We start from the raw sequence: 25284 nt of genomic DNA, 5'->3' as shown, positions 1-25284 counted from the left end.
AGGGGGTAGAGGTCACGTCAGATGGACGGATCGATCTCAATTTATACGTCTATGATCCGAATATGTAAAAACCCTGCCGTATAACGGCAGGTTTTTCAGTTATATGCTCCGAGCCGGTCAGAAAGGTTTTGCCGGATATAAGGCCATTCCTCCCGGAGGATGGAGTAGTAGGCGGTATTTCTGAGGCCGCCGTCGACAGCCCGAATATGCGCGCGGCGGATTCCTTCAAATTGGGCACCGATCCTCAAAATCGCAGTCCGTGAGCGCTGATTGCGAACGTCGGTTTTCAGCGTCACTCTGACAGCCTGCCACACGTCAAACGCATGGGTCAGCATCAAAAGTTTACACTCCGTATTGACACCGGTCCGCTGTACGGAAGAGGCATACCACGTGCTGCCGACCTCACACACTTCCGGAGCTGCCTCCGCCGGCCGCGTAAACACCTCCACATCCATAAATCTCGTGCTTCCGACGATTCGGTCTGTTTCAAGGCTCCGTACTGCAAAAGGCAATGCGATTCCTTTTTCATAATCGGAAAGCGCACGCTCAATATATCGCTTTGTTTCTTCGATGCCGTCAGGAACATGGGTGTAAGCATAAGCCGTCCTATTTTCTGAAGCTGCTTCGCAAAGTGCCTGAGAGTGATCAATCGCCAGCGGCTCTAACTGAACGAGTGACCCTTTAAGAATTACAGGTGTCAGCATCCCAATCACAACCTTTTTTCATGAATGGGTCAAGTATAGTCGAACGGCTTATCATTCAAAAGGGCCAATTTTAAATTAAAATGGCATGTCAGTGAAATCCTCGGTTCAAACTTATGCATACATTCAGGAAAAAAGCGGAAACCTTTATGTGAAGAGGTGATGGGCATGGCATATGTGTTATCAGTCGGAACCAGCATTCCGAAATATCATGTCTCGCAAGAAACGGCGGCGGATTTTGCGAGAGGGATGTTTGCCAATTCATTTAAGGATATTGACCGGCTGTTAAAAGCTTTTCAAAACGGCGAAATTGAATCAAGACAGTTTGTCCGGCCGATTGAATGGTATAAAACGGCACGGGGTTTTTCAGAAAAAAACCGGCTGTATACGGAAGAAACCGTTAAGCACAGTGTGGATGCGGCGGTTGATTGTTTGACAAACCCCCGATGTTTAACAAACCCGATTCCATATGAAAAAGTGGATGCGATCTTTTTTATTTCCAGCACCGGGCTTTCGACACCGAGCATTGAAGCGAAAGTGATGAATCAGCTTCCGTTTTCTTCAAAAACAAAACGGATTCCGATCTGGGGACTAGGATGCGCAGGCGGAGCGGCCGGCCTGTCCAGGGCGTACGAATACTGCCGCGCCTACCCTGAAGCTTACGTGCTTGTCATCGCGGCCGAGCTTTGCAGCTTAACGTTTCAGCCGGAGGACAAGTCAAAAAGCAACTTAATCGGAACCTCCCTGTTTGCGGACGGAATTGCCGCCGTGCTAATCGGAGGGGAGAAGGCGAGCCGAAAAGACGTCAAACAGCCGCTCGTACCTCGGATATTCGCCACTCAATCGGTGATGATGCCAGATGCGGAAGATGTGATGGGCTGGGAATTCACCGACAGCGGGTTTCAAGTCATTTTTTCAAGAGACATTCCCACCCTTGTTTCGCATTGGCTGAAAGACAATGTTGATGTATTTTTACAAGAACAGGGAATCCTGTCTCGCGATATTAAAACTTTTCTTGCCCATCCCGGCGGGAAAAAGGTCATTGACGCCTATTTAACGAGTCTTTCAATGGACACCGGACAGCTTGCTGCATCTCAGAAGGTGCTGCAAAAACACGGGAATATGTCTTCCGCAACTATTTTTCATGTCATAAAAGAGCAGCTGCTGCACGGGATGCAGAAAGAAAACGAAAAAGGGCTGATCGGCGCTCTCGGGCCGGGATTTTCGTCTGAGCTTTTGCTGTTCAGCTGGGAAAAGGGGGCATCTTAATGTTTTGGCTGTTTATCATGCTGCTTGCCGTCCAGCGGATTGCGGAGATGATCGTAGCCCGGCGCAATGAGCGGAAAGTGAAAAAGCAAGGCGCCGTCGAATACGGAGAAGGGCATTATCCCTTTCTCGTCCTGATGCACGTGCTCTTTTTTGTCTCTCTTACAGCCGAGGTGGCGGCATTTCATAAAGCGCCTTCTCCAAGGTGGGCCGCCATTATATGTATCATTTTCTTTGTGCAGGGGATCAGGTATTGGGCGCTTTTATCATTAGGGCAATATTGGAATACGAAAATTCTTGTCGTGCCGGATGCGGAGCTTGTCAAAAAAGGGCCGTACAGGTGGATCAAACACCCGAACTATGCGGTCGTCATTTTAGAATTTATCTTGCTGCCGCTGTTATACGGAGCGTACTGGACATTGTTTCTTTTTTCAATCTTGAATGCATGCATGCTCACTGTAAGAATTCGCGCCGAAGAGAAGGCTTTAGAAGAAAACACCGCAAAATAGGATTGAAAATCATTCTCACTCGTGATAAGATATAAGTATGAAAATGATTCTCATTCAAGGTGGTGCGGAAAATGACCATGTTATTTTTACTGGCAGCCGTTTGTACATACAGTGTTTTAATTGGTTTTGTTTTGAAAAAAGTTTCGAATAAATCAATGTCCTCTTAAGCATCTGCGGTTTTTCCTGCCGCGGGTGTTTTTTCTTTATCAGCTGCCGATATCGGCGGCTTTTTTGCGTTTCCAGAAGAAAAGTAAGCCATTCTTGTGTAAAATGGGGGAGAGGTTTTTTTCAGAGCTTTCTAAAAACGAAAACGTCATTTGATGCGACAGACACAAAGGGGTAAAGACACATGACAGAAGAAGAACGCCGTAACAGGGAGATGTTCAGCAGAACGGGAGCTTTATACGCACAATTTTTGGATCACCATGATGAAAAACGGGCCGATCAGCTCGCGGCCATTATGAAAAAAGCGGCTGATGAAGAGGTTTATATCGCATTTACCGGGCATTATTCGGCCGGAAAATCCTCTTTATTAAACACATTGCTCGGTGAGGACATACTGCCGACAAGTCCGATTCCTACAAGCGCCAACCTCGTTGTCATCCGGCATGGTGCGGATAAAGTCGTGCTTCATACGACTGACGGGGCTTATGCAGAAATAGAAGGAAGTTACGATAAAGAACAAGTGCAGCAATTTTGTAAAGACGGTGAGCAGATTGAGACGGTGGAAGTCTATGCCGGCTTTGAGGAGTCAGAGCCCCATGCGGCCTACATTGACACACCGGGGATTGATTCAACCGACGAAGCGCATTTTTTATCAGCCGCATCAATTCTTCACCAGGCTGATGCTTTATTTTACGTCGTCCATTATAATCATGTTCATTCAGAAGAAAATATGATGTTCCTCAGCTCCGTCAAGGACCGTATTCCGAATCTGTTTTTGATCGTCAACCAAATTGACAGGCATGATGAAACCGAAACGAAGTTTGAAGAGTACCAGAAACAGGTGGAAGAGATGCTCGAAGGCCTCGGAATACCGAAGGAATCGCTTTTCTTTACATCTGTCACCGAGCCTGATCATCCGTTAAACGACATTGAAAAGCTGAAAAAACATCTGCAGCACCTGAAACGGCAGGCAAAAACAAATCTATGGCCCTTAACGGAGAAAAAAGTTGAACATTTGGTCAAGGAGCATACAGACATGCTCGTAAAAGATGCGAAGAGCGGCAGCGGGGAGCGGTTTGAGAAACAGGAAACACTCGTCCGTTCTGTCGAAGCTGAACTTGAAAATGCCGTTCAACAGGCTGAAACATCAGAGAAAGACATCAGAAAAGACGTGCAGAACATCTTGCAAAACGCAAATCTGACACCGTTTGAGATGAGGGAGCTTGCATCTGCTTATATTGAATCACAGCAACCCTCGTTCAAAACAGGATTATTCTTTTCAAAAGCGAAAACGGCAGCGGAAAAAGAGAGAAGGCAGGCTGAATTTTTTGCTGATATTAAAAAAAGAACGGAAGGGGAAGCGGATTGGCATATTGTCGACACATTTACGAAAGCGGCCAAGCGTTATGAAGCGGAATCTGATGAACTGATCAAGAAAATACAGGCGTACCGCACAACGCTTTCTGATGATATCACCGCACAAGCCCTAAAGCAGGGAGCGGCCTTTTCAGCTGAATACGTATTAACCTATTCGAAAGATCTCGCCGACATGATCCGAAGAGAAGCGAAAAGGCAGACAGCAGAGCTCATTGAGGAACTGACCGCTTTTGTGCAGGCAAAAAACGGACCGCTTATAGAGAGCCTGAAAAAACGGCTTGAGAAAGAAAGCGCAATAAGAGATGAACTTGCGCAATCGGCAGAAGAAGAGCGCAATGCCGAAGAAAAAGCTGCCCGCGTCAGCGCTTTGTGGAAAGAAGAATCAGCCTATGATACGGAAAGCAGCGACTGGTATACGCGAAAAAAACGCCTTGCGAAAGCACCCGTCCAAAAAGAGAAACCAATAGAGACTGTAATGCATGAAGTAAACAAGCCCGAGAAAATTGCGGTGAAGGAACTTTCTATAAAAGAGCAAGTGGATCGGTTCTATGAACTGGCGGGGATTCTTGACTCATCAAGCCTATTAGGAAAACAGGCAGAAGCCTTTCGAAGCAGGATTGATCGGCTTGAAAACCGTCAATTTACATTGGCGTTATTCGGAGGTTTCAGCTCGGGAAAGTCATCGTTCGCCAATGCACTGGTCGGGGAATACGTGCTTCCTTCATCACCGACGCCGACAACGGCCACGATCAACAAAATAACGAAACCGCAAGACGGCAAACCGCATAAATCTGCGGAAATCGTTTTTAAAACGGAAGAGGAACTGGACGCTGAAATGCTTCAGCTGACAGAGCTGAAAGATGCTGACATAAAAGGGCGGTCACTGAACGAGAGGTGGAATTATGCCATTAAAAAGGGAAAAGTGCCTGATGATCTTACGCCGGTGATTCAAACGATGCTTCAGGCGTTTAATACGTACGAAGAACAGATCCGTCAGAGGCTGACACTGACGGTTCCGATTGAAGATTTAAAACCGTACGCAGCTGAAGAAAAAACGGCCTGCTGCGTGAAGGAAGTCACCGTATATTATGATTCGCCTCTCACGCAAAAAGGCATTACCATTGTTGATACGCCGGGAGCAAGCAGTATAAACAAGCGCCATACAGAGCTTGCCTTTCAATATATAAAAGATGCTGACGCGTTCTTTTATATGACGTACTATCAGCATTCTTTTTCAAAAGGAGACAGGTCTTTTCTGAAGAAACTCGGCCTCGTCAAAGAATCATTCGGCATGGATAAAATGTTTTTTGTCATTAACGCCGCCGATCTTGCCAAAACGGAAAGCGAGCTGGAAACCGTCAAAGACTATGTCCGCTCTGAACTTTCAAAAGAAGGAATTAACCGGCCAAAATTATATCATGTTTCAAGTAAAGAAGAGCTTGCGGGGAAGAATAAAGCTTTCTATAACGGGTTCGCTGATGTAAGAACCGGACTTGCGCACTTTATTGAGGAAGATGTAATGAGGGCCAGCTGCGCGCAGCTGCAAACAGAGGCAGACAAATTGTGCGATATGGTGGAACAGCTTCATGAATCTCTTCACCAGTCGGCAGAAGAAAAAGAAAAAAAGAAACAGCGTCTGGAATCTTCATATGAAAAAGCACTCGCTGATGTTTCAAAGCGCCGTACGTCTGAGGTCATCATTCGAAAAGTGATGAAAGATACGGAAGAACAGCTCTATCACATTAAACATCGTCTGTCATTTTATGCGAATGATATGCTGAAAACCGCCTTCCATCCGGGTCTTCAAAATGGCGATTGGAAACGAAATATATCAGCGGCGCTGAAGGAGGCGCTTAAGGAATTCCGTTTTGAATACATTCAAGAGCTTAAGACGCTCGATATCCGGATGACCGGGTTTATTGAGCGCCATATGACTGGGGAGTGGATGGAGAACTGCCGGAAGAAGCTCATGGAAGACGGGGATTTTTCCATTTATGTCAGCGCAGAAAACGAATTTGCCGTTCAGCTGAAAGAGATCGCACCGGTCATTGACATCTCGGCATTCACACATCACGTAAAAGAAGTGAAATCGCCGAAACAGTTTTTTGAACAGAACGGAAAAGCGGCATTTGTGGAGGGGCTCAGGCTCAGCCTGCAAAAAGTGACAGAAAGCTGGCTTGAGCAGGAGAAAGAAAGCCTTTCAGCGCGCTATACTGAGCAGGTGCGCCGGCTTCAGGAAAAAATGGCGGTTCAAAGTCTGTCCCAGATCCGCGAGCAGCGTGACACTTATTTACAAGGGCTTTCAGAAAATACCAGTTATGGAGAAATTGAACGTCTTTACGAGGCCGGAAAAGAATGGAAAAAGAAAGATGAAATCCTGAAAATTTAAAAATCGGGTTGGCGGGTATATAACAGTCGTGGTAGACTAAAATGAAAAAAGCGAGATGAAACCTTTTATGTCAGAAGTCCATAAAGCAATTTCAGCACATTCCGCAAAACAGCATCAGCACGTCAAAACATTTGTGCAGCTTGACTATCAGCGTGAACAGGCGATTGAAGAAGCCATCGTAAAATGCAGACGGAATGAACCGTTTACGACAGATGCCATCAACGGCATCACCGCAAAAATGAACCAGCTGGCTGAAAAGGGAATAGTGCCGCAAAGGCGATTCGTAAGTGAAGAAATGGTGAAAGAATTCGTCAGCAGACAGTAATGGTTGAACCTGCCGTGTGTGGCGGCAGCGCTTGCTGCGCATACTATCCGTATCTTCTCTAAGGGGGGATATGACAATGGGCAGAACAAAACTGGGAAACAGAAATGCTCAGCAGAATAACAATGCCAAAAAGAAAAACGGCTTCGGACAGAAATTTGATTCCTATGCCGGCCGTGAAGCTGAAAAGCTGATGGCAAGCAATAAAAGACACGGCGAGTAACGTGACGGCAGCATCTTCCAAACAGGAGGATGCTGTTTTTTTACGGCCTTCCTATGGTAAAATAGGAACATTGAATAAAAAAGGAGTTTCGATATATGAATAACAAATTACTGCTCGTTGACGGCATGGCGCTTTTATTCCGTTCGTTTTTCGCGACGGCCGTGCATCGCAATTTTATGATAAATGAAAACGGAATTCCGACAAACGGAGTCAACGGATTTTTAAAGCATCTCATTACGGCGGTTGATACTTTTCAGCCCACACATGTCGTCTGCTGCTGGGATATGGGAAGCAAAACGTACCGCAATGACTTGTTTCAGGATTATAAGGCCAACCGGAGCGAGCCGCCTCTTGAGCTCATTCCGCAATTTGATTTAGCGAAAGAAGCAGCGCGTGAGCTCGGGTTTTTAAACATTGGCATAAAAGGCTATGAAGCGGATGACTGTATCGGTACGCTGTCTGCCTTATTTTCCGGTGAAGCGGAAATTACGATTGTAACGGGCGATAAGGATCTGCTTCAATTGCTGAATGAACAAGTTCAGGTGGCCCTGCTGCAAAAGGGAATCGGCAATTATAAAGTATATACAGATGAGATATTCAGAGAAGAAACGGGAGTTCCTCCAAAAGCGCTGATTGACATAAAGGCGCTGATGGGAGATACAAGCGACAACTATCCCGGCGTTAAAGGAATCGGAGAAAAAACGGCGTACAAGCTGATCCGTGAATACGAAAACATAGAACGGTTATTAGAAAGTCTCGCTTTACTGCCGAAGGGCCAGCAAACGAAAATTCAGCAAAGCTTAAAAGAATTGGAGCTGTCAAGGCAGCTTGCTGAAATACATTGCGAAGTGCCGTTAGTCTGTACGCTTGAAGAAGCGATTTTTTCATTGAAGATGGAAGAAGCATCCTTAATGCTCAGACGCCATCAGATAAAAGGAATTGAAAGGATGCTCGAAAAGCTGAACGCCAGAGAGATCAGCTGATCCCTCTAGCGTTTTGTATTGCTTTTTTTTGCGTTGTTTTCAAGGGCTGATTTCGGGTCTTTGTGCGCATTTCCCTCCATATTTCCCTGAGGATTCACGCCTCCGGTCAGCCGGCCTTTATTTTCTTTTCTCATAGCTGTTCACCTCAATTTTAGGATGAACAGTGTGACGCAATTTCATTCCGGTTATTTATTCAGCCGAACCGCTTTTTTTGCGAGCTGATCGGCTGTCTGGTTCTGTCTGCCGGGAATCCACTTAATAAAAAACAATGGAAACCCGGCCTTTAATCGGACGATTTCATCCACAAACGGCTGGAAAGCCTTATTTTTAACCGCTTCAAGTTCCGCGGCCCGCTCCACGATATCTGAATCCGTCCGGAATGACACGGAATCATATCCGCGGGCGGCACACAGCTTCATTCCTTCAATTAAAGCGAGAAATTCAGCTTCCTGATTTGAATGGTCGCCGATCGGAATTGAGAAAGATTCTGATTTCCCGTCATGCTTAATAAAAATACCGATACCGGACGGACCCGGGTTTCCGGCGCTTGCACCGTCTACATAAATTTCAGCGGGCATCATCCGTCACTCTCCGTTCGGTGTCATTCGTTTTGCCGCATATGCATATGGGACAGAAATGAGTGATACCGCAAATTTAATCAGATAAGTTGAAATAAAAATGCTGAACCATACTCCCGCAGAATAAACACCGATAAAGGCCACGGCAGTGAAGATTAATGTATCCAGCAATTGGCTGAGCGCCGTGCTTCCGCTGTTTCTGAGCCAGAGAAGCCGATCTGAAGGAAAGATTCGCCGAATGGCGGAATATACATAAACATCTATCGTTTGGCTGAAAATAAAAGCCAAGAGGCTCCCGAGCGCAACACGCGGCAGAAAACCGAAAATCGTCTCAAGGGCAGGCTGCGCGATATCTGACGCAGCCGGTTTATATAAAAGAGCCCCCTGCATGGCGCATGTCAATGCGAGCAAAGTGGAAAAGCCGAGCCAAACGGCTTTGCGCGCTTCCCGGGGACCGTATTTTTCGTTCAGCACATCCGTTGCGAAGAAAACGGTGCCGTACATGATATTTCCGAGTGTCGCCGTAAGACCGAACAGCTCAACTGTTTTGACGACCTGCAAGTTGGCGCACACCGTGGCGAAACCGATCCATACAAATAGGCCCGTTTTGCCAAATCCTTTATAAAACAAAAGAACAATGATAAAATGAATGATCGCAAATAAAATCCATAATACATCATTAAACAAAACCTGCTGACTTCCTTTCAATTTGAGAATGGTTTGATTATAGCACACGCCCGTCAACTAATGAATGGTAAGGTGATTTCAATGAATCTTAAGCCGTATATCGAAATAGAAGCAAAAGGAACAGGCCCAGTCGCGTTTTTTTCTGAAGATTGGCTGACCGTTCCGAAAGCGCGCATGCTTGCAAGAGAAGTCAGCCGCTTTCCATATATAAAAGACATTTATTTTGAGGATGAAAAAGGCGCAAGCTGGACGCTAAAAGAGCTGGAAAAACTTACGGAAGAGCTTGCGCACGAACCTGACGACATTACGGTGTATTTCGATGGCGGCTTTGACAAAAAAAGCAGCTTAGCCGGACTCGGAATTGCCGTGTATTATTCTCTCGGCGGCAAACGCCACCGGATACGGAAAAACAAAAGCTTAACGCTTCAGACGAACAATGAGGCGGAATATGCCGCGTTGTACGAAGCGCTTAAGGAAGTGCAGGAACTTGGCGCAAGCAGAAATTCAATCACGATAAAAGGGGATTCCCTCGTCGTTTTGCATCAGCTTGACGGCAGCTGGCCGTGCTATGATGATACGCAAAACGACTGGCTCGATAAAATTGAAGCGCTGCTCGAATCCTTAAAGCTGACACCGACATATGAAGCCGTAAACCGAAAGGAAAATCAAGAAGCGGATGACCTTGCCAGAAAAATTCTTTCGGACGGCCGGCAGATTGAAAGCCGCATAATACTAGAAGGTAACGGAGATGACTGATATTGGATAAAAAAAGCATTTATAAAGAATTGACAGAGCTTCAGGATGAATATTGCAAAGACTGCTTTGTTAAAAAGCATTTCCGCAAGGAGTTCGGAAAAACGCACGCCCATTCTTTCTGCATTAATCAATGCACGGTGGGGGAGAAACTGAAAGCCTACGGCAAGGTGCTGACAAATCAATAAAAAATAAAACCGCAGCTTTTGCGGTTTTATTTTTTGAATTCATCGAGCTGATGCTGGCAATCGTCCAAAAGCATTCGCTGCTTTTGCAGGAAATCTTGATCGAGTGCCTGCAGTTCACTGGATTGTGACATCGTTCTCGCATCCTGAATCGCCTGGTAAGCAGATTCAACCAAAGTTGAATTTTGACCCCGAGTAGCCGCGCCTGTTGTTTTCTGGGCCGTTTCCACTGCTAATTCAAGCTGGCGTTTATCCGTCAGTCCGTTTGGAAAAAATTCAGAGTCCATAAAAAACACCTCCGCAAATAGTTTGGAGATTTTTTTTAGAAATATGTATGGAAAATAGAAAAAAATATAGAAAATAAGCCGATATAACTATTGAACCTGATAATTAGGGCTTATTTACTATTATTCAGGGTATCTTGGGAGAGAAGGGAAAAACCAGCCGTGAATGATAAAGATTTAAAAACAATCCTTCAGCAGACATTTAAAGAAATATACGGTGATTTGGGAAGTTTAGCGGAAATGGCGAAAAAAGGAATGCCGTCAATGGAGAAACAAATTGAAGAAATCGAGCAGCGGTGCAAGCAGAATCTTGTAGCAATCGAGATTCAGACGGCAATCAAATAGGAGAGGCATGCGCCTCTCCTCTATTTGTCATCTGATCAACATGTATTGAGTTTAGAGTTTTACAACATTAGAAGCTTGAGGTCCACGATTACCTTCGACAATTTCAAAAGAAACTTCTTGTCCTTCTTCTAATGATTTGTATCCTTCTCCTTCGATAGCAGTGAAGTGAACAAATACATCGTCTCCGCCTTCAACTTCGATGAAGCCGAATCCTTTTTCGTTATTGAACCATTTTACTTTACCGTTTTGCATATTGCTTAATTCCTCCTAGTACTGTAGCACCTTCGTGCTAAAAAAAATTTTGTCATCATCCAACCGTACGTATGTAAACGTTGTTAAATGATGGTTCAACTATACACCAAATGGGAGCGGGCGTCAAGCGGCCGCTCTCTATTTTTTATCTTTATTTTTCCAGCGGCAAAACTTATCCGAACAAAAAGCACACGAATGATTCGTGTGCTTTTTGTTATGACATTGCCATATCTGCCTTCCCGGCCATCAGTTCAGATTCTTTTATAATGTCCTGCAAAATGACTTCAGAAGAGTTGGGGAGGTGAAGGCTTTTAATATTGTCCTTCATCCGGTTCAGCTTTTCCTCATCCGCAAGAAGGGAGGTGACAGACTCTAAAATTTCTTCGTGGCGGTTGACCACGACAGCCGCACCGCGATCTTCAAAGAAAATGGCATTTTCCTTTTCCTGTCCTGGCACGGGTTTGTACAAAATAACCGGTACGCCGATCGCTGTCGCTTCCGTCAGCGTGATGCCGCCCGGTTTTGTAATCATGCAGTCCGTAATCCGGAACAGCTCGTCGATTCTTTCTACATAGCCGAGCACTTTCAGCCGGTCGGTGTTGCCGCTTTCCAAGCTGCTGAGTGATTCTTTCAGCGAGCCGTTTTTGCCGCATACCACTACAACCTGGACCTGATCGTCATGAACGAGGTTTTCGCACAGTTCTTTTACGTTTTTCAGCACACCATGCGCTCCCGCCATAATAAGAAGCACTTTTTTGTCGGGAGAAAGATTGTATTTTTTATAAATCGGTTCTTTAGGCATCGTTTCCTCGAATTGAGGCCTGATGGGAATGCCTGTGATCTTTACGTTGTTCGGATGAGTGCCGATTTCAATCAGTTTTTCCTTCACATAATCCGTGGCGACATAGTATTTATCCACATTTTCATGAACCCAGATTTTGTGAAGGCAGAAATCGGTCATAACGTTGAACGTCGGGATCACTTTTCCGGTTCTCCGTCTGTATTCCGGTACGACAATCATCGGAAATGTATTGATTATAATGTCCGGCTTATGCTCTTCGACGAGCTGGCCCAGACGTTTATTTCCCATTTTAAAATAAATATTGAATTTGCGTTTATTATAGATTTTGTCAACTCCGTAATAAAACAAACGATAAAACTGTTTCCCGATTGAGAAGCTTTTTAAATAAAGGTATTGAGTAACCTCTGAAACAATCGGATTTGACTCTTGATACAAATTGGAAACCGTAACATCTAAGCCGAGACGCAGACATTGTTCGTAGAGCGTTTTGGCCACTTGAACATGTCCGTTTCCGTAATTTGCAGTCAAAATTAATACTTTTTTATTGGTATTCAAGTAAATTCACCTCAATGTAATCAACAACAAGCAAGCTTCATGCATCGTAAGGAGTTATTGTCTATAGATAAACATAACACAAGTACATCATTTTATAATAAGCGCGGCAACATATTTAAACTAAATTTAATTGATATGTTCCAGTATTTTAAAGTTCTGTTATACCCATACTGAATCAAGAGTATTTTATCATATTTTTGTCACCGTATCACTCAAAACAAAAATTAATCCCATTCATACGGGGTTTCCTGATATACATAATAATTCAGCCAATTCATAAACAATAACGTCGCATGAGCCTTCCAGCGGTTTACAGGTTCTTTCCCGCCGGGTGCAAAATAGTGCTTAGGAGCTTCTACGTTTGAAAGCTTTCTTTCTATATCCCTCTCATACTCCTGAAGAAGCGTATCAGTATCGTATTCCGGGTGACCCGTTAAGAAAATCTGCTTTTCGTCTTTAGAAACGATTAAACAGACACCGGCTTCTTCTGAAACGCTCAGCACATCCAAATCTGAAGCCGATTTCAGCTGCTCCGTATTAATATCTGTATGCCGTGAGTGGGGCACATAGTATAGCTCGTCAAAGCCTCTTACCAATCTCTCGTGTTTTTTAAGAACGGTATGCTCAAACACTCCGAAGATTTTTTTCGGCAGCTCCGTTTTTTCAATGCCGTAATGGTGGTATAAACCGGCTTGAGCTCCCCAGCAGATATGGAGCGTTGAAGTGACGTTCGTTTTGCTCCACTCCATAATTTCCTTTAATTCTTCCCAGTAAGAAACATCTTCAAACGGCAGGTGCTCAATCGGAGCGCCGGTAATAATCATTCCGTCAAACCGTTTGTGGCGGATGCTGGAAAATTCCGTATAAAATTCATCCAAATGCTGCCTTGCTGTATTTTTTGGAGTATGTGTGCTCGGAATTAGGAACGTAAAGTGAACTTGTAAAGGCGAATTCCCAAGCAGCCTGAGGAGCTGGGTTTCCGTTTGGATTTTTTTCGGCATCAGATTTAAAATCACGATCTTCTGCGGCCGGATATCCTGAGAAAAAGCCCGGCTTTCATCCATTACAAAGATGTGTTCACTTTCAAGCACCTGCTTAGCGGGCAGGTGATTTGGTATATTAATAGGCAACATGCCACCTCCGTTATTCCCCGTTAATTTTCTTCATTATAGAAATTTTTAAGCCATTTTTCAATCCATCCCGGCGTAATAAACCGCAATTAACGCATAAAGACAGGATGAAAGCGGCAAAAGGGCATAAATTCGGGGCGGCTCTTTATTATGACGGGCAAAGAGCCGTTTGGTTCCTCGAAAAAAATGTTTACCGGTAAATGGAAGGGAAAAGCGGTTTCCGTTTGTTTTGCATTGTAAAACAGTTAAAATAAATGAAGAATGAAAGTAGGAGGGGCGCAGATGACAATCTACGACATAAACGTACGGACCATAACTGGTGAAGACATGACGCTATCGGCTTACAGGGGCAAGGTGCTGATCATTGTGAATACAGCGAGCAAATGCGGGTTCACGTCCCAGCTCAAGCAGCTTCAGGAGCTCTATGATACATACCGGGAGGAAGGGCTTGAAATATTAGGATTTCCCTGCAATCAATTTATGAACCAAGAGCCTGGAAACGAGGCGGAAATTCAGGAATTCTGTGTGAAAAATTACGGCGTCACATTCCCGATGTTTGCGAAAGTGGATGTCAATGGAGCAGACGCTCACCCTCTTTTCACATATTTGACGGAGAAGGCGAAGGGGATGCTTGGCACAAAGGCGGTCAAATGGAATTTCACTAAGTTTATTGTGGACCGAAACGGCGAGGTCACCGGGCGTTTTTCTCCAAACGTCAACCCGAAGGAGCTTGAAGATACAGTACAGAGGCTTTTGGCTCTATAAGAGGTGACACGGTGAACGAAAAGAAAAAGAACAGCTTATCAATGAAAGAACGGGCCATGACTGGCTTCATTCCCGGATCGCAACACTTCCTGTTTGTATTGCAAAAGAAGAAGGCGCACCGAGGCGGCCGCGCTGGTTCATGGTCTAATTGATGATAACCCAAAGAAAGCCTGACGGCGGGCGGAGTGACAGAACAGCTGGCTGCTTTCAACATCGCGCATGACTCCATTCAGGAGATTGCGGATATGATCACGGGGATGTCATTTTTGCACAGGGAACCGCTGAAAAAACGGCCGCTTTCATTGGAAGGAAAAGTTATTCAGGATGCAGACATGCTTGATGCGATCGGCGCTGCGGGTATCGGCTTAATGAATACAAAAACAGGAGCCGGATTGGCAGAGGAGCAGCATCAATTTCTATTGCAGTTTGCCGCCCGCATTCCAAAAGAGGCCGGCATGGCAAAAAGCTAAGCGGGGCAATAGAACGCTTGTGCAGGCTGTGTTAGAATAAGTGTCAGATTGTGCATAGGAGGACCAATATGAAGATTAAATCAATAGAACCGACGCCGAGTCCGAACACGATGAAAGTGATCTTGACTGAAGAGCTTCCGGCCGGCAAAAGCAACAATTATAAGCCGGATCAGGCAGAAGATGCTCCGGCCGTCGTACGTGATATTTTAAAGATTGAGGGAGTAAAAGGCGTTTATCATGTTGCTGATTTTTTGGCTGTGGAGAGAAACGCCCGTTTTGACTGGAAGGAAATTCTGCCGCAAGTCCGATCAGCCTTCGGAATGGAACAAACGGAGCAGTCTGAGAGCCGTTCTGAACAGGAATCATTCGGAGAAGTGAAGGTTTTCGTCCAAATGTTCAGCGGAATCCCGATGCAGGTCAAATTGACAGACGGCGAACGTGAAGAACGGTTCGGCCTTCCGGAACGTTTTCAAGAAGCCATATTAAAGCTGCGTTCAGAAGCCTCAAATGTCGTATTTGAGCGCTCCTGGAAAGAACAAGGCGTCCGCTTCGGAGATTTTACCGAAATCGGACACGATGTCACAGAAGAGCTTCAGGCTGCTTACAGTGATGAGCGGCTCAAACGCCTGACCGAAGCGGCCGCACAGCAAAAAGGTGAGGCCAAGCCGGCAGTGCAGCGGAAAGCTTATAAAGTGACACCGGATATGCTCGATGATGAAGACTGGAAACAGCGCTATGCCCATCTTGAGCAAATGGACCCGGATGAAGACGATTTACCTGTATTGGAAAAAGCGCTTCATGATCCGAAGACCTCGATCAGAAGACAAGCCGTCGTCTATTTAGGAATGATCGAAAAGCCGTCTGTGCTTCCGCTGCTATACAAAGCGCTTGAAGACAAAACGGTGACGGTCAGAAGGACGGCGGGTGACTGCCTGTCAGATATCGGCGATGCGAGCGCCATCCCGGCAATGATAAAATCGCTCAGTGACTCAAGCAAGCTCGTGCGCTGGCGCGCGGCCATGTTTTTATATGAAGTCGGCGATGAAACAGCGCTGGAAGCATTAAAAGCGGCGGAAGACGATCCGGAATTTGAAGTCAGCCTGCAAGTCAAAATGGCGATTGAACGGATTGAGCACGGAGAAGAGGCGAAAGGTTCAGTCTGGAAACAAATGACTGAAAGCAGAAAAAAAGAACAGCAGTAATAAAAAGGTGCGCCATGCACCTTTTTTATTTGAATTCACTTTTTATAAAAATTATTTAGAATATTGTTGAAAAATGATTCAAAACTCTATATAGTAAGTACAATATTAATTGTTGGAGGGTTTTTATCGAGATACAAAAAGAATACGAAAGCGGACAGGGCGGAAACGCTGTAACTGGAGATATATACAGAATGCGCCCTTAAATAAACTGAAAATTTTAAAAATATCGCACAGTCTAAAAACAGTAGGGGGATCACCATGGCAGAATTACGCAGCAACATGATCACACAGGGAATTGACAGAGCGCCGCACCGCAGCCTGCTTCGCGCTGCCGGCGTAAAAGAAGAAGACTTCGGCAAGCCGTTTATCGCGGTCTGCAATTCATACATCGATATCGTTCCCGGACATGTTCATCTGCAGGAATTTGGAAAAATCGTAAAAGAAGCAATCAGGGAAGCGGGCGGAGTGCCTTTTGAATTTAACACCATCGGAGTAGATGACGGAATCGCAATGGGGCATATCGGCATGAGATATTCGCTGCCGAGCCGTGAAATCATTGCCGATTCAGTTGAAACGGTCGTCTCGGCGCACTGGTTTGACGGAATGGTCTGCATTCCGAACTGTGACAAAATTACGCCGGGAATGCTGATGGCGGCTATGCGGATTAATATCCCGACCATTTTCGTCAGCGGAGGGCCGATGGCAGCCGGCCGCACAAGCGACGGCCGCAAGATCTCGCTTTCTTCAGTATTTGAAGGCGTCGGCGCCTATCAAGCCGGGAAAATCGGTGAAGGCGAACTGCAGGAGCTGGAACAGTTCGGCTGTCCGACGTGCGGATCTTGTTCAGGCATGTTTACGGCAAACTCGATGAACTGTCTGTCTGAAGCGCTCGGTCTGGCGCTTCCGGGCAACGGAACAATTCTTGCGGCTTCTCCGGAAAGAAGAGAGTTTGTGAGAAAATCAGCGGCTCAATTGATGGAAACCATCAAAAAGGACATTAAGCCGCGCGATATCGTCACCGAAAAAGCGATTGACAACGCGTTTGCGTTAGACATGGCTCTCGGCGGCTCAACCAACACAGTGCTTCATACGCTTGCGCTTGCCAATGAAGCGGGAGTCGAGTACTCATTAGAACGCATTAACGAAGTGGCAGAACGAGTACCTCACTTATCGAAATTGGCGCCGGCCTCAGACGTCTTCATTGAAGACCTGCACGAAGCGGGCGGAGTCTCTGCGGCCCTTAATGAATTGGCGAAAAAAGAAGGCGCGCTTCATCTTGACGCGCTGACTGTGACAGGCCGGACACTCGGAGAAACAATAGCAGGTCATGAAGTAAAGGATTATGACGTGATTCATCCGCTTGACAATCCATTTACCGAAAAAGGCGGTTTGGCCGTGCTGTTTGGGAATCTGGCTCCGGATGGCGCCATTATCAAAACAGGCGGCGTACAAGACGGGATTACAAGACACGAAGGCCCCGCTGTCGTCTTTGATTCCCAAGATGCCGCGCTTGAAGGGATTATAAACCGCAAAGTAAAAGAAGGAGACGTTGTCATTATCCGTTATGAAGGTCCAAAAGGAGGCCCTGGCATGCCGGAGATGCTCGCTCCGACTTCTCAGATTGTCGGAATGGGGCTCGGCCCCAAAGTGGCGCTTATTACAGACGGACGTTTTTCAGGGGCGTCCCGCGGCCTTTCAATCGGCCACGTATCCCCTGAAGCGGCTGAGGGCGGCCCGCTCGCATTCGTCGAAAACGGAGACCATGTTATCGTTGACATAGAAAAACGGATTTTGGATGTGCAAGTGCCTGAAGAAGAATGGGAAAAACGTAAGGCGAATTGGAAAGGCTTTGAGCCGAAAGTCAAAACAGGATATCTTGCCCGGTATTCCAAACTCGTGACAAGCGCCAATACGGGCGGAATCATGAAAATTTAAATCAGCGGCCTGAACAATTGAATTCCGGCTCCCTCTATAGTATCCTTGACATCATATAAGGATTTTAGAGGGGGCTTTTTTATGTCAATGGCTTATGAAGAATATATGCGCCAGCTGGTCGTGCCGATGCGCCGCGAGCTGACGGGCGCGGGTTTTCAGGAATTAACGACGGCGGAAGAAGTGGAAAGCTTTATGGAACAAGCTGAGGGCACGACATTGGTCGTTGTCAACTCCGTGTGCGGCTGTGCCGCGGGTCTTGCCCGTCCGGCTGCGACTCAGGCTGTTTTACAGCATGAAAAAGCGCCTGATCATACGGTTACCGTATTTGCCGGTCAAGATAAAGATGCGACTGCAAAAATGCGTGAATATTTTACGGGGCAGGAACCTTCCTCGCCATCAATGGCGCTGTTAAAAGGGAAAGAGGTCGTTCACTTTATTCCCCGCCACGAAATCGAAGGGCATGACATGGAGGAAATTATGAAAAATCTGACAGATGCCTTCGATGCACACTGCTGAAATGCCCGAATTCCGGGCATTTTCTTTTTGGAGAAATAAATGATCACAACCAGTTACAGACCTAGCGAATATACGATACACATAGCACAGTCTCTCAGTGACAGGCTGGGTGACACCTATTGCAGCCGCAATAAACAGCCCATTGAAAAAATGCTGGAACGAGCGGCAAACGATCTTTTGGTCATTGGAAAGGAACGGTTCGAACTTTACACGAAGCAAGGGGAAAAGTTCTTTTTTCACCCGAATACAGCGATGTTCCGGGCAAAGCGGTTTTTGAGAGGGGAAGCCGAGCCGATGTTAAAAGCAGCCGGTTTACGCGAAGGGGACTCCTTTTTAGATTGTACGCTCGGCCTGGCATCCGATGCGATTTTGGCAAGCATGGCTGTCGGAAAAAGCGGACAAGTAATCGGCCTGGAGAAAAATGAGCTTGTCTCATTGCTTGTTAAAACAGGCCTTCAAACGTGGGAAACCGGTATTGAACCGCTCCAAGCCGCCATGAAACGCATTCAAGTCAAGCGTGCCGACTGCGCCGATTATTTGCGGGAGCTTCCTGATTCATCGGTAGATGTCATCTATTTTGACCCGATGTTTCACGAACCTGTTGAAACGTCAGACGGCATTGCGCCGCTCCGTGCGCTGGCAGAAGAAGGTTTTAACGAAGAGTGCATCACGCAAGCCGTTCGGGCGGCGAAAAAATCTGTAGTGCTTAAAGACCATTGGAAAAGCCCGCGGTTTGAACGATACGGCTTCAAGGTGCTGAAAAGAAAAACGGCGCTTTTCCACTTCGGTGTCATTCATGTAAGCTCATGATATCATGAGCTTTTCTTTCGTTAATCAGTGATTTCCATGACGACAAAATAAAGCAGCGTGAGAAGTGATACAGTCGCAAATAAAGCGTTAATCATCTCATCCCCTCCTTTTTTCTCTTTCTTATTGTAAGCGGTTTAGCCGCTCGGTCACAGTTACCAATTTCCCATATTGTATGATCATGCGCTTCCGGACATGACGCCGCGCTTTGTTCTATGCTAGAATATAGGGACAAGAGGACAATAAAACAGAGGGGAACTATCTATCATGAAATTGTGGATGAAAAAGACCCTTGTGGTTCTGTTTACCATTGTAACGTTCGGGCTCGTGTCTCCTCCGGCTGCTCTGATGACAGACAAGCCTTCAGGACAGTCGAGCAGTCTTGAGCAGAATGATTACACCGCTTTTTATGATGAACACTCCCTGCCGGGGGAAGAGAAGGCAGGGCGGGAGCCTGAATTACCGTTTCAATCGTATCAGCAGCAGCTTCTCGGTGATGCTGAAAATCAAGCATTTTTAAAATTCGGCAGCAAAATCTCTCCGGTCATTGAAGATGATTACAGAAGTGAAATTCTGCCGAAAATCGAAGATGTGATCACAGGGCATTTAGCCAAGTTCCAAGATGATGAAGCGTATCAGGATGTGGTCATATCCAGCAAGCCGTCGGCCGGAAAAACCGAAAAAATTTTTCATGTGTATAACAGGCTGACGGGTGAAGATCTTTTAAGATTCCACGTCCGCCGGGATCATCCTCCGCAAGACGGCTACTGGTTTAATTTTCATTACCATACCGCTGAAGACGGATTTCAATCACACCATGAGCTCGGCAGCATTTATTGGGACCGGAATACGCCGCCTGACTGGATGAGCGTGTAATAACGTGAAGAAATAAAAAAATCATTTCTGAGAAATTTTGCAGAAATGATTTTTTATTGTGTTACACTACTAAAAGACTACGTTAAAAGGATGAAAAAGATGAAACAATATAAAGATTTGTGCCGTCATGTGTTAGAAAACGGAGAAAAAAAAGGAGACCGTACGGGAACGGGGACGATCAGCACGTTCGGCTACCAAATGCGGTTTAATCTTCAGGAAGGTTTCCCGATGCTTACGACGAAAAAGCTCCATTTTAAATCAATCGCGCACGAGTTGCTTTGGTTTTTAAAAGGAGACACGAATGTCCGCTACCTTCAGGAAAACGGAGTCCGCATCTGGAATGAATGGGCCGATGAAAACGGAGAGCTTGGACCGGTTTACGGCTCTCAATGGCGCTCATGGCGCGGAGCGGACGGCGAGACGATTGATCAAATCTCCCGGCTGGTTCATGACATCAAGACCAATCCGAATTCCCGGCGTTTAATCGTCAGTGCGTGGAATGTCGGCGAAATTGATCATATGGCGCTTCCTCCTTGCCACTGCCTGTTTCAGTTTTATGTCGCTGACGGAAAACTGTCGTGCCAGCTTTACCAGCGGTCGGCGGATGTCTTTCTCGGCGTGCCGTTTAATATCGCGTCTTATGCGCTTTTAACAATGATGATCGCGCATGTGACGGGTCTTGAACCGGGTGAGTTTGTTCACACGTTCGGAGACGTCCACATTTATCAAAACCATGTGGAACAGGTGAATTTGCAGCTGACAAGAGATGTCCGCCCGCTGCCGAAACTGCGGTTTGCGCGCAACGTTGATTCTATTTTTGATTTTACGTTTGAAGACTTTATCATTGAGGATTATGACCCGCATCCGCATATAAAAGGAGCTGTCAGCGTATGATTTCGTTTATTTTTGCGATGGATGAAAACCGGCTGATCGGAAAAGATAACGATCTGCCTTGGCACCTTCCGGACGATCTCGCATATTTCAAAAAAGTGACGACGGGGCATACCATTGTGATGGGGCGGAAAACGTTTGAATCAATCGGACGTCCGCTTCCGAATCGGCGTAACATCGTTGTAACTTCACGGGACGAATCCTTATTTCAAGGCTGTACGGTCGCTTCCTCGGCTGAGGAAGTGCTCAAATTGATCCCGGGGAATGAAGAATGCTTTGTAATCGGCGGCGCTCAGCTGTACAGTGCGCTCTTTCCATATGCGGACAGACTCTACATGACTAAAATTCATCATGTCTTTGAAGGTGACCGTTTTTTTCCGGAGTTTAATGAAGCTGAATGGGAATTGACATCCCGCAGACAGGGAGTAAAAGATGAAAAAAACCCTTACGATTATGAGTACCTTGTATACGAGAAAAAGAATTGAGATCGAGCAGGGGGACAAGAATTGATTCGTTACGGCTGCCTTGTGATGTACGTTGTATTTATGTTCATGAAAAATATTCAGGAATATATCAATCTAAAAGAGCTTGACCCGCGGCTTTCTTTTCAAAAACAGATGAAACGGGTGTACGAACAGCCCAAAGCGTTTATGAGAGGCTGCATTGACTTGTCGGGATCGGTAATCAGCATTCATCATGATCGGCCGATACCGGACGGACCTGTATTGTATGTGCATCCGAGATTAGGTGTGGGTGATCTTGTACTGCTTGCGGGACATCTTGAAGATCCGGCTGGTTTTATCGCCGGCAAGAAAGCTTTCCGGATGCCGTTTCTGGGGAATTGGCTGAGACTGATGGGTGTCATTTGTGACGGAGAAAGCCGGGACGTGCGTCAGGAGGCGGAAGTCAGCCTGCAAAAAGGACAAAGCCTGATTCTTTCTGAAGACGGCAAAATCAATCCGGAGGAACTGGCCCTGCGTTTTGATCTTCCGATTGTTCCGGTCAGCACAACGGGAACAGACCGGCTGCTTCGGGGCAGATTATTGAAACGGCTGAAACCGGCTGACATTGAATTGCATGTCAAACCCGCTTATTATCCGGCCGTTCAAAAACGGCTCCGTGCATAAAAAAAGCACAGTCTCTTTACGAGAGGCTGTGCTTTTTTATTTCAGATAAAGGGAACTTTGACACAATAAAATAAAATACAGAAAAACATTGAGGCGCTGCCGCCTAAAACAAAGCTGTGCCAAATGGCGTGATGAAACGGGATCTTTCTCCAAATATAAAAAACGGTGCCGGCGGAATATAATAAGCCGCCGAGAAGAAGAAGGCCGAATCCCGGGCCTGACAGCGAAGCGTACAGCGGTTTAATGGCGACGATAATCAGCCAGCCCATCATTAAATAGACAAGCGTTGAAAAAATGATAAACCGCTTCACGAAAAAGATTTTAAACACGATGCCTCCGAGGGCAAGCGACCAAACGATAATTAAAAGAGTCAGGCCGAGTGCGCCTTTAAGCGGCCCTAATAAAAATGGCGTATATGTCCCCGCTATCAAGACGTAAATCGCGGAGTGATCCACAATCTCAAGAATGTCTTTCGTTTTTTTATGCTGAATGCTGTGCAGGAGAGTCGAGCTGAGATACAGAAGCAGCATTGAGGCGCCGAAAATCGAGAAGCTGGCGATGTCTGTCGGCGATCCGTATTTTACCGCGAAGATAATGAGAAAAATCAGCGCCGGAATCGACAGCAATACACCGATTCCGTGTGTGATGGCATTTGCGATTTCTTCTTTAATCGTGAACAATCAAATGTCCTCCTTTTAAAGGATTTGTTTTTGCAGTGACTGCAAAAAGCCTAACCCTTCTATTGTGATTTTTGTTCCTGCGCGTCCCCGGCCTTTTGTGACATAGTTCATCTTTTCTAAGTAATCAAGCCTGTTTCTGACCTGCTGAGGCGTCAATGTCATTGTGCCGTTCTCACTTAATTCGGATATGCTCCGTCTGCTGGCGGGTTCGCCTTTGGCATTTAAGCCTTTGATTGATTCCAAAATAAACAAAAATTCTTCTTTCTCCATCAATGTCAGGCGCTTTTCTTTTTTCTTGGCGGTTTTCGCTTTCTGGCTGTTTTTGATATACGGCGGGACATCCTCGGGATAAATCGTACCGCCGGAGGCTGCCGCAGCCATATAATGCGCCGCGTTTTGAAGCTCTCTGATGTTGCCGTTAAAGGTGTGCCGCTCAAACAGCGGATAAACGGACGGATCGAGATGCAATTGCTGCCCAGAGGCTGCCAGCATATGCTGAAGAAGGAGCGGTATGTCGCCTTTTCGTTCAGATAGAGCAGGGAGCTGAAGGCATAACACGTGAAGCCTGTAAAATAAATCTTTGCTGAACGTGTTTTCCGTATCGGCAAGATCAGCCGTGCTGCTTGCAATGATGCGGGCGGAAAGCCCGGCATCAAGCTCCGAAAGAAGGCTGGCCTGTACCGACAGCGGCATGTCTCCGATTTCATATAAGAATAATGTTCCGCGGCGGGCCCTATTTAATGCACCTTCAGCACAGAACAGTTCATGATTGAGCCGCTCTTCGCTTTGGCTGCAGTGAACGGTAATAAATAGTTCGCTGTTTCTGCGGGATTTATGGTGGATCGCTGCGGCCATTTGTTTTTTTCCGGTTCCGACTTCACCCGTGATGAAGACCGGCAGATCCGATAAGGCGAATTTGGCGGCCAATCGTTTCGTTTCTAAAAAGGATTTATGTTCGCCGGCTAGCTGATGAAAGGGATCAGATTGTTCAATTACAGTCATGAATTGGCTCCTTTTGGTTCTAATTGGTTTAAGTATAACATGTTTTCACCTTTGAAAATATCTTTTTCTTATGAATCGGTTTATTTAATTTTATTTACGAAATTCAAATAATTATCTTATTATTTGAATATTCATGTTATAATGGCATATTAAATAGGGATTTAAATAAGAAAGGACTCTGTAAATGAAACCGTTACTTAAAGAAGACTCTCTCATCCAGGTAAAAGACATTTTAAAAGCGCACCAAAACGTAAAGGACGTTGTGATACATACGCCTTTGCAGAGGAATGACAGACTTTCTGAGAGATATGACTGCAATATCTATTTGAAAAGAGAAGACCTTCAGGTGGTCAGATCATTTAAGCTCAGAGGGGCTTATAATAAAATGAGACAGCTCTCAAAAGAGCAGACTGAAAACGGAATTGTCTGCGCCAGTGCGGGAAACCACGCGCAGGGGGTTGCGTTCTCATGCAAACATCTCGGCATTCACGGCAAGATTTTTATGCCGTCAACCACACCGAGACAAAAGGTATCTCAAGTGGAGCTGTTCGGAAAAGAATTTGTTGAAATCATATTGACGGGTGACACTTTCGATGATGCATATAAGAGTTCTGCGGAATGCTGTGAAAAGGAAAACCGCACGTTTATTCATCCGTTTGACGATCCGGACGTCATGGCGGGGCAGGGAACGGCTGCCATTGAAATTTTAAATGACATTGACGTTGAGCCGCATTTCCTCTTTGCGAGTGTAGGGGGAGGAGGACTCCTTTCCGGTCTCGGCACGTACATGAAAAACATTTCGCCGGAAACAAAAATCATAGCGGTGGAGCCGAAGGGCGCAGCTACATATTTTGAATCGAAAAAAGCCGGACAAGTCATTGAACTTGAGAAAATCGATAAATTTGTTGACGGGGCGGCTGTAAAAAAAATCGGCGCGGAAACTTTTCAGACGCTTGAAACCGTAGTTGATGACATTCTTCTTGTCCCGGAAGGAAAAGTGTGCAGCACAATTCTCGAATTATACAATCAATGCGCCATCGTAGCTGAGCCGGCGGGAGCATTGTCCGTGTCGGCACTTGATCTGTACAAGGAAGAGATTAAAGGAAAAAACGTCATCTGTGTGGTCAGCGGAGGGAATAACGACATCGGCAGAATGCAGGAGATGAAGGAACGCTCCATGATTTATGAGGGGCTGCAGCACTATTTTATCGTTAATTTCCCGCAAAGGGCGGGAGCGCTTCGCGAATACCTTGATGAAGTGCTCGGGCCTGATGATGACATCACCCGATTTGAATATACGAAAAAAAATAATAAAAGCAGCGGACCTGCATTGGTCGGTATTGAGCTGAAACATCGGGAAGATTACGGCGCGCTCATTGCCCGGATGGACCAAAAAGGATTTCATTACGTAGAAGTGAATAAAGATCAGGACCTGTTCCACCTGTTAATCTGACTTTTTTTAGAACGGCCGCGCAAAATGACAGACACGCTTTCTCAGATTGTATAT

General features: G+C 45.9%; 30 protein-coding genes and 2 pseudogenes. 21 read left to right on the top strand and 11 right to left on the bottom strand.

Features of this window, described 5'->3' with window-relative positions; translation table 11 throughout:
- Window positions 1-95 precede the first annotated feature (95 nt).
- A complete protein-coding gene (locus tag Y79_RS0104995) occupies window positions 96-704 on the bottom strand; it encodes a GNAT family N-acetyltransferase (RefSeq protein ID WP_016936702.1) in 609 nt (202 codons plus the stop codon).
- A gap of 165 nt (window positions 705-869) precedes the next feature.
- Here Y79_RS0104995 and Y79_RS0104990 point away from each other — a divergent pair, with 165 nt between their 5' ends.
- The 7 genes from Y79_RS0104990 to Y79_RS0104965 all read left to right on the top strand — a co-directional run bounded on the left by Y79_RS0104990 (window position 870) and on the right by Y79_RS0104965 (window position 7935).
- The gene (locus Y79_RS0104990) at window positions 870-1970 is read left to right on the top strand and encodes a type III polyketide synthase (protein WP_016936701.1); all 1101 of its coding nucleotides are present in this window, start codon (window positions 870-872) and stop codon (window positions 1968-1970) included.
- Complete coding sequence (locus Y79_RS0104985) at window positions 1970-2476, top strand: isoprenylcysteine carboxyl methyltransferase family protein (RefSeq protein WP_016936700.1); 507 nt, start codon at window positions 1970-1972, stop codon at window positions 2474-2476. The genes Y79_RS0104990 and Y79_RS0104985 overlap by 1 nt, the downstream gene beginning before the upstream one ends.
- A gap of 71 nt (window positions 2477-2547) precedes the next feature.
- Window positions 2548-2643, top strand: a complete 96-nt coding sequence (gene fbpC / locus Y79_RS1000000121190; RefSeq protein WP_095241696.1) for a Fur-regulated basic protein FbpC — start codon at window positions 2548-2550, stop codon at window positions 2641-2643.
- 182 nt (window positions 2644-2825) lie between these two features.
- Window positions 2826-6407, top strand: a complete 3582-nt coding sequence (gene dynA, locus Y79_RS0104980; protein WP_016936699.1) for a dynamin GTPase — start codon at window positions 2826-2828, stop codon at window positions 6405-6407.
- A 67-nt stretch (window positions 6408-6474) separates the two neighbouring features.
- A complete protein-coding gene (locus Y79_RS0104975) occupies window positions 6475-6732 on the top strand; it encodes a YpbS family protein (RefSeq protein WP_016936698.1) in 258 nt (85 codons plus the stop codon).
- A 76-nt stretch (window positions 6733-6808) separates the two neighbouring features.
- Window positions 6809-6952 (top strand): hypothetical protein, encoded by a 144-nt coding sequence (locus Y79_RS1000000121185; RefSeq protein WP_003153570.1) that lies wholly within the window; start codon window positions 6809-6811, stop codon window positions 6950-6952.
- A 95-nt stretch (window positions 6953-7047) separates the two neighbouring features.
- Window positions 7048-7935, top strand: coding sequence for a 5'-3' exonuclease (locus tag Y79_RS0104965; RefSeq protein ID WP_016936697.1), 888 nt, complete (start codon window positions 7048-7050; stop codon window positions 7933-7935).
- A 5-nt stretch (window positions 7936-7940) separates the two neighbouring features.
- Here the strand turns inward: Y79_RS0104965 and sspL are convergent, their stop codons facing one another.
- From sspL to Y79_RS0104950, 3 genes are read right to left on the bottom strand one after another with little or no spacing between them, the layout of a single operon-like run.
- Window positions 7941-8069: a small, acid-soluble spore protein L gene (sspL, locus tag Y79_RS0104960; RefSeq protein WP_003153575.1), complete on the bottom strand. Its 129-nt coding sequence runs from the start codon at window positions 8067-8069 to the stop codon at window positions 7941-7943.
- 51 nt (window positions 8070-8120) lie between these two features.
- A complete protein-coding gene (locus tag Y79_RS0104955) occupies window positions 8121-8513 on the bottom strand; it encodes a reverse transcriptase-like protein (RefSeq protein WP_029575232.1) in 393 nt (130 codons plus the stop codon).
- A gap of 6 nt (window positions 8514-8519) precedes the next feature.
- Window positions 8520-9200 (bottom strand): queuosine precursor transporter, encoded by a 681-nt coding sequence (locus tag Y79_RS0104950; RefSeq protein ID WP_016936695.1) that lies wholly within the window; start codon window positions 9198-9200, stop codon window positions 8520-8522.
- Between the two features lie 81 nt (window positions 9201-9281).
- On the opposite strand from Y79_RS0104950, the gene Y79_RS0104945 reads away from it, so the two are divergent.
- A complete protein-coding gene (locus Y79_RS0104945) occupies window positions 9282-9956 on the top strand; it encodes a ribonuclease H family protein (protein ID WP_016936694.1) in 675 nt (224 codons plus the stop codon).
- A gap of 2 nt (window positions 9957-9958) precedes the next feature.
- Window positions 9959-10141: a zinc-finger domain-containing protein gene (locus Y79_RS0104940; protein WP_003153581.1), complete on the top strand. Its 183-nt coding sequence runs from the start codon at window positions 9959-9961 to the stop codon at window positions 10139-10141.
- A 26-nt stretch (window positions 10142-10167) separates the two neighbouring features.
- Here Y79_RS0104940 and Y79_RS0104935 read toward each other — a convergent pair whose 3' ends face one another.
- The gene (locus tag Y79_RS0104935; RefSeq protein ID WP_016936693.1) at window positions 10168-10425 is read right to left on the bottom strand and encodes a DUF2564 family protein; all 258 of its coding nucleotides are present in this window, start codon (window positions 10423-10425) and stop codon (window positions 10168-10170) included.
- Between the two features lie 159 nt (window positions 10426-10584).
- Here Y79_RS0104935 and Y79_RS0104930 point away from each other — a divergent pair, with 159 nt between their 5' ends.
- Window positions 10585-10767, top strand: coding sequence for a hypothetical protein (locus Y79_RS0104930; protein WP_012117812.1), 183 nt, complete (start codon window positions 10585-10587; stop codon window positions 10765-10767).
- Between the two features lie 51 nt (window positions 10768-10818).
- Here the strand turns inward: Y79_RS0104930 and cspD are convergent, their stop codons facing one another.
- From cspD to metA, 4 genes and pseudogenes are all read right to left on the bottom strand, one after another.
- Window positions 10819-11019, bottom strand: coding sequence for a cold-shock protein CspD (gene cspD / locus Y79_RS0104925; RefSeq protein WP_003153604.1), 201 nt, complete (start codon window positions 11017-11019; stop codon window positions 10819-10821).
- A 15-nt stretch (window positions 11020-11034) separates the two neighbouring features.
- Window positions 11035-11146, bottom strand: a pseudogene (locus Y79_RS1000000121180) (hypothetical protein); the annotation flags it as partial.
- 87 nt (window positions 11147-11233) lie between these two features.
- Window positions 11234-12376 (bottom strand): diglucosyl diacylglycerol synthase, encoded by a 1143-nt coding sequence (locus Y79_RS0104920; protein WP_016936692.1) that lies wholly within the window; start codon window positions 12374-12376, stop codon window positions 11234-11236.
- A 224-nt stretch (window positions 12377-12600) separates the two neighbouring features.
- Window positions 12601-13506: a homoserine O-acetyltransferase MetA gene (gene metA / locus Y79_RS0104915; RefSeq protein ID WP_016936691.1), complete on the bottom strand. Its 906-nt coding sequence runs from the start codon at window positions 13504-13506 to the stop codon at window positions 12601-12603.
- A gap of 282 nt (window positions 13507-13788) precedes the next feature.
- Between metA and Y79_RS0104910 the strand changes: the two genes are divergently transcribed.
- The 10 genes and pseudogenes from Y79_RS0104910 (at window position 13789) to Y79_RS0104865 (ending at window position 22095) form a co-directional block, all read left to right on the top strand.
- On the top strand, window positions 13789-14271 hold the full coding sequence (locus tag Y79_RS0104910) for a glutathione peroxidase (protein WP_016936690.1): 483 nt from the start codon (window positions 13789-13791) through the stop codon (window positions 14269-14271).
- A 37-nt stretch (window positions 14272-14308) separates the two neighbouring features.
- Window positions 14309-14741: pseudogene (locus Y79_RS1000000120355) on the top strand (HD domain-containing protein).
- A gap of 68 nt (window positions 14742-14809) precedes the next feature.
- Entirely contained in the window at window positions 14810-15943 is a 1134-nt protein-coding gene (locus tag Y79_RS0104900) for a conserved virulence factor C family protein (RefSeq protein WP_016936689.1), read from the top strand.
- A gap of 258 nt (window positions 15944-16201) precedes the next feature.
- Complete coding sequence (ilvD, locus tag Y79_RS0104895; protein WP_016936688.1) at window positions 16202-17878, top strand: dihydroxy-acid dehydratase; 1677 nt, start codon at window positions 16202-16204, stop codon at window positions 17876-17878.
- An 81-nt stretch (window positions 17879-17959) separates the two neighbouring features.
- Complete coding sequence (locus Y79_RS0104890; protein ID WP_003153619.1) at window positions 17960-18394, top strand: BrxA/BrxB family bacilliredoxin; 435 nt, start codon at window positions 17960-17962, stop codon at window positions 18392-18394.
- Window positions 18395-18433: 39 nt separating this feature from the next.
- Window positions 18434-19204, top strand: a complete 771-nt coding sequence (locus tag Y79_RS0104885; RefSeq protein ID WP_016936687.1) for a class I SAM-dependent methyltransferase — start codon at window positions 18434-18436, stop codon at window positions 19202-19204.
- Between the two features lie 264 nt (window positions 19205-19468).
- Complete coding sequence (locus Y79_RS0104880) at window positions 19469-20077, top strand: YpjP family protein (protein WP_016936686.1); 609 nt, start codon at window positions 19469-19471, stop codon at window positions 20075-20077.
- A 99-nt stretch (window positions 20078-20176) separates the two neighbouring features.
- Complete coding sequence (locus tag Y79_RS0104875; protein WP_016936685.1) at window positions 20177-20971, top strand: thymidylate synthase; 795 nt, start codon at window positions 20177-20179, stop codon at window positions 20969-20971.
- Window positions 20968-21453 (top strand): dihydrofolate reductase, encoded by a 486-nt coding sequence (locus Y79_RS0104870; protein ID WP_016936684.1) that lies wholly within the window; start codon window positions 20968-20970, stop codon window positions 21451-21453. Before Y79_RS0104875 ends, Y79_RS0104870 begins: the two co-directional genes overlap by 4 nt.
- A 21-nt stretch (window positions 21454-21474) precedes the next feature.
- Window positions 21475-22095, top strand: a complete 621-nt coding sequence (locus Y79_RS0104865) for a lysophospholipid acyltransferase family protein (RefSeq protein WP_016936683.1) — start codon at window positions 21475-21477, stop codon at window positions 22093-22095.
- Window positions 22096-22136: 41 nt separating this feature from the next.
- Here the strand turns inward: Y79_RS0104865 and trhA are convergent, their stop codons facing one another.
- The gene (trhA, locus tag Y79_RS0104860) at window positions 22137-22775 is read right to left on the bottom strand and encodes a PAQR family membrane homeostasis protein TrhA (protein ID WP_016936682.1); all 639 of its coding nucleotides are present in this window, start codon (window positions 22773-22775) and stop codon (window positions 22137-22139) included.
- A gap of 15 nt (window positions 22776-22790) precedes the next feature.
- Window positions 22791-23777 (bottom strand): sigma 54-interacting transcriptional regulator, encoded by a 987-nt coding sequence (locus tag Y79_RS0104855; protein WP_016936681.1) that lies wholly within the window; start codon window positions 23775-23777, stop codon window positions 22791-22793.
- A gap of 184 nt (window positions 23778-23961) precedes the next feature.
- On the opposite strand from Y79_RS0104855, the gene ilvA reads away from it, so the two are divergent.
- On the top strand, window positions 23962-25230 hold the full coding sequence (ilvA, locus tag Y79_RS0104850) for a threonine ammonia-lyase IlvA (RefSeq protein WP_016936680.1): 1269 nt from the start codon (window positions 23962-23964) through the stop codon (window positions 25228-25230).
- The last annotated feature ends 54 nt before the right edge of the window (window positions 25231-25284 follow it).

It is taken from the genome of Bacillus siamensis KCTC 13613, assembly GCF_000262045.1.
Taxonomy (GTDB): Bacteria; Bacillota; Bacilli; order Bacillales; family Bacillaceae; genus Bacillus; species Bacillus siamensis.
This window is presented reverse-complemented; position numbering and strand designations above follow the sequence as displayed.

Bases quoted from the DNA above. Each gene is read 5' to 3' on its own strand.
- ilvA (WP_016936680.1), top strand. From the start codon at position 23,962: ATGAAACCGTTACTTAAAGAAGACTCTCTCATCCAGGTAAAAGACATT.
- Y79_RS0104935 (WP_016936693.1), bottom strand. From the start codon at position 10,425: ATGGACTCTGAATTTTTTCCAAACGGACTGACGGATAAACGCCAGCTT.
- Y79_RS0104910 (WP_016936690.1), top strand. From the start codon at position 13,789: ATGACAATCTACGACATAAACGTACGGACCATAACTGGTGAAGACATG.
- sspL (WP_003153575.1), bottom strand. From the start codon at position 8,069: ATGAGAAAAGAAAATAAAGGCCGGCTGACCGGAGGCGTGAATCCTCAG.
- Y79_RS0104985 (WP_016936700.1), top strand. From the start codon at position 1,970: ATGTTTTGGCTGTTTATCATGCTGCTTGCCGTCCAGCGGATTGCGGAG.
- Y79_RS0104855 (WP_016936681.1), bottom strand. From the start codon at position 23,777: ATGACTGTAATTGAACAATCTGATCCCTTTCATCAGCTAGCCGGCGAA.
- fbpC (WP_095241696.1), top strand. From the start codon at position 2,548: ATGACCATGTTATTTTTACTGGCAGCCGTTTGTACATACAGTGTTTTA.
- Y79_RS1000000121185 (WP_003153570.1), top strand. From the start codon at position 6,809: ATGGGCAGAACAAAACTGGGAAACAGAAATGCTCAGCAGAATAACAAT.
- Y79_RS0104945 (WP_016936694.1), top strand. From the start codon at position 9,282: ATGAATCTTAAGCCGTATATCGAAATAGAAGCAAAAGGAACAGGCCCA.
- Y79_RS0104975 (WP_016936698.1), top strand. From the start codon at position 6,475: ATGTCAGAAGTCCATAAAGCAATTTCAGCACATTCCGCAAAACAGCAT.
- Y79_RS0104890 (WP_003153619.1), top strand. From the start codon at position 17,960: ATGTCAATGGCTTATGAAGAATATATGCGCCAGCTGGTCGTGCCGATG.
- ilvD (WP_016936688.1), top strand. From the start codon at position 16,202: ATGGCAGAATTACGCAGCAACATGATCACACAGGGAATTGACAGAGCG.
- Y79_RS0104870 (WP_016936684.1), top strand. From the start codon at position 20,968: ATGATTTCGTTTATTTTTGCGATGGATGAAAACCGGCTGATCGGAAAA.
- Y79_RS0104875 (WP_016936685.1), top strand. From the start codon at position 20,177: ATGAAACAATATAAAGATTTGTGCCGTCATGTGTTAGAAAACGGAGAA.
- Y79_RS0104885 (WP_016936687.1), top strand. From the start codon at position 18,434: ATGATCACAACCAGTTACAGACCTAGCGAATATACGATACACATAGCA.
- cspD (WP_003153604.1), bottom strand. From the start codon at position 11,019: ATGCAAAACGGTAAAGTAAAATGGTTCAATAACGAAAAAGGATTCGGC.
- Y79_RS0104995 (WP_016936702.1), bottom strand. From the start codon at position 704: ATGCTGACACCTGTAATTCTTAAAGGGTCACTCGTTCAGTTAGAGCCG.
- dynA (WP_016936699.1), top strand. From the start codon at position 2,826: ATGACAGAAGAAGAACGCCGTAACAGGGAGATGTTCAGCAGAACGGGA.
- Y79_RS0104955 (WP_029575232.1), bottom strand. From the start codon at position 8,513: ATGCCCGCTGAAATTTATGTAGACGGTGCAAGCGCCGGAAACCCGGGT.
- Y79_RS0104990 (WP_016936701.1), top strand. From the start codon at position 870: ATGGCATATGTGTTATCAGTCGGAACCAGCATTCCGAAATATCATGTC.
- Y79_RS0104965 (WP_016936697.1), top strand. From the start codon at position 7,048: ATGAATAACAAATTACTGCTCGTTGACGGCATGGCGCTTTTATTCCGT.
- Y79_RS0104900 (WP_016936689.1), top strand. From the start codon at position 14,810: ATGAAGATTAAATCAATAGAACCGACGCCGAGTCCGAACACGATGAAA.
- Y79_RS0104880 (WP_016936686.1), top strand. From the start codon at position 19,469: ATGAAATTGTGGATGAAAAAGACCCTTGTGGTTCTGTTTACCATTGTA.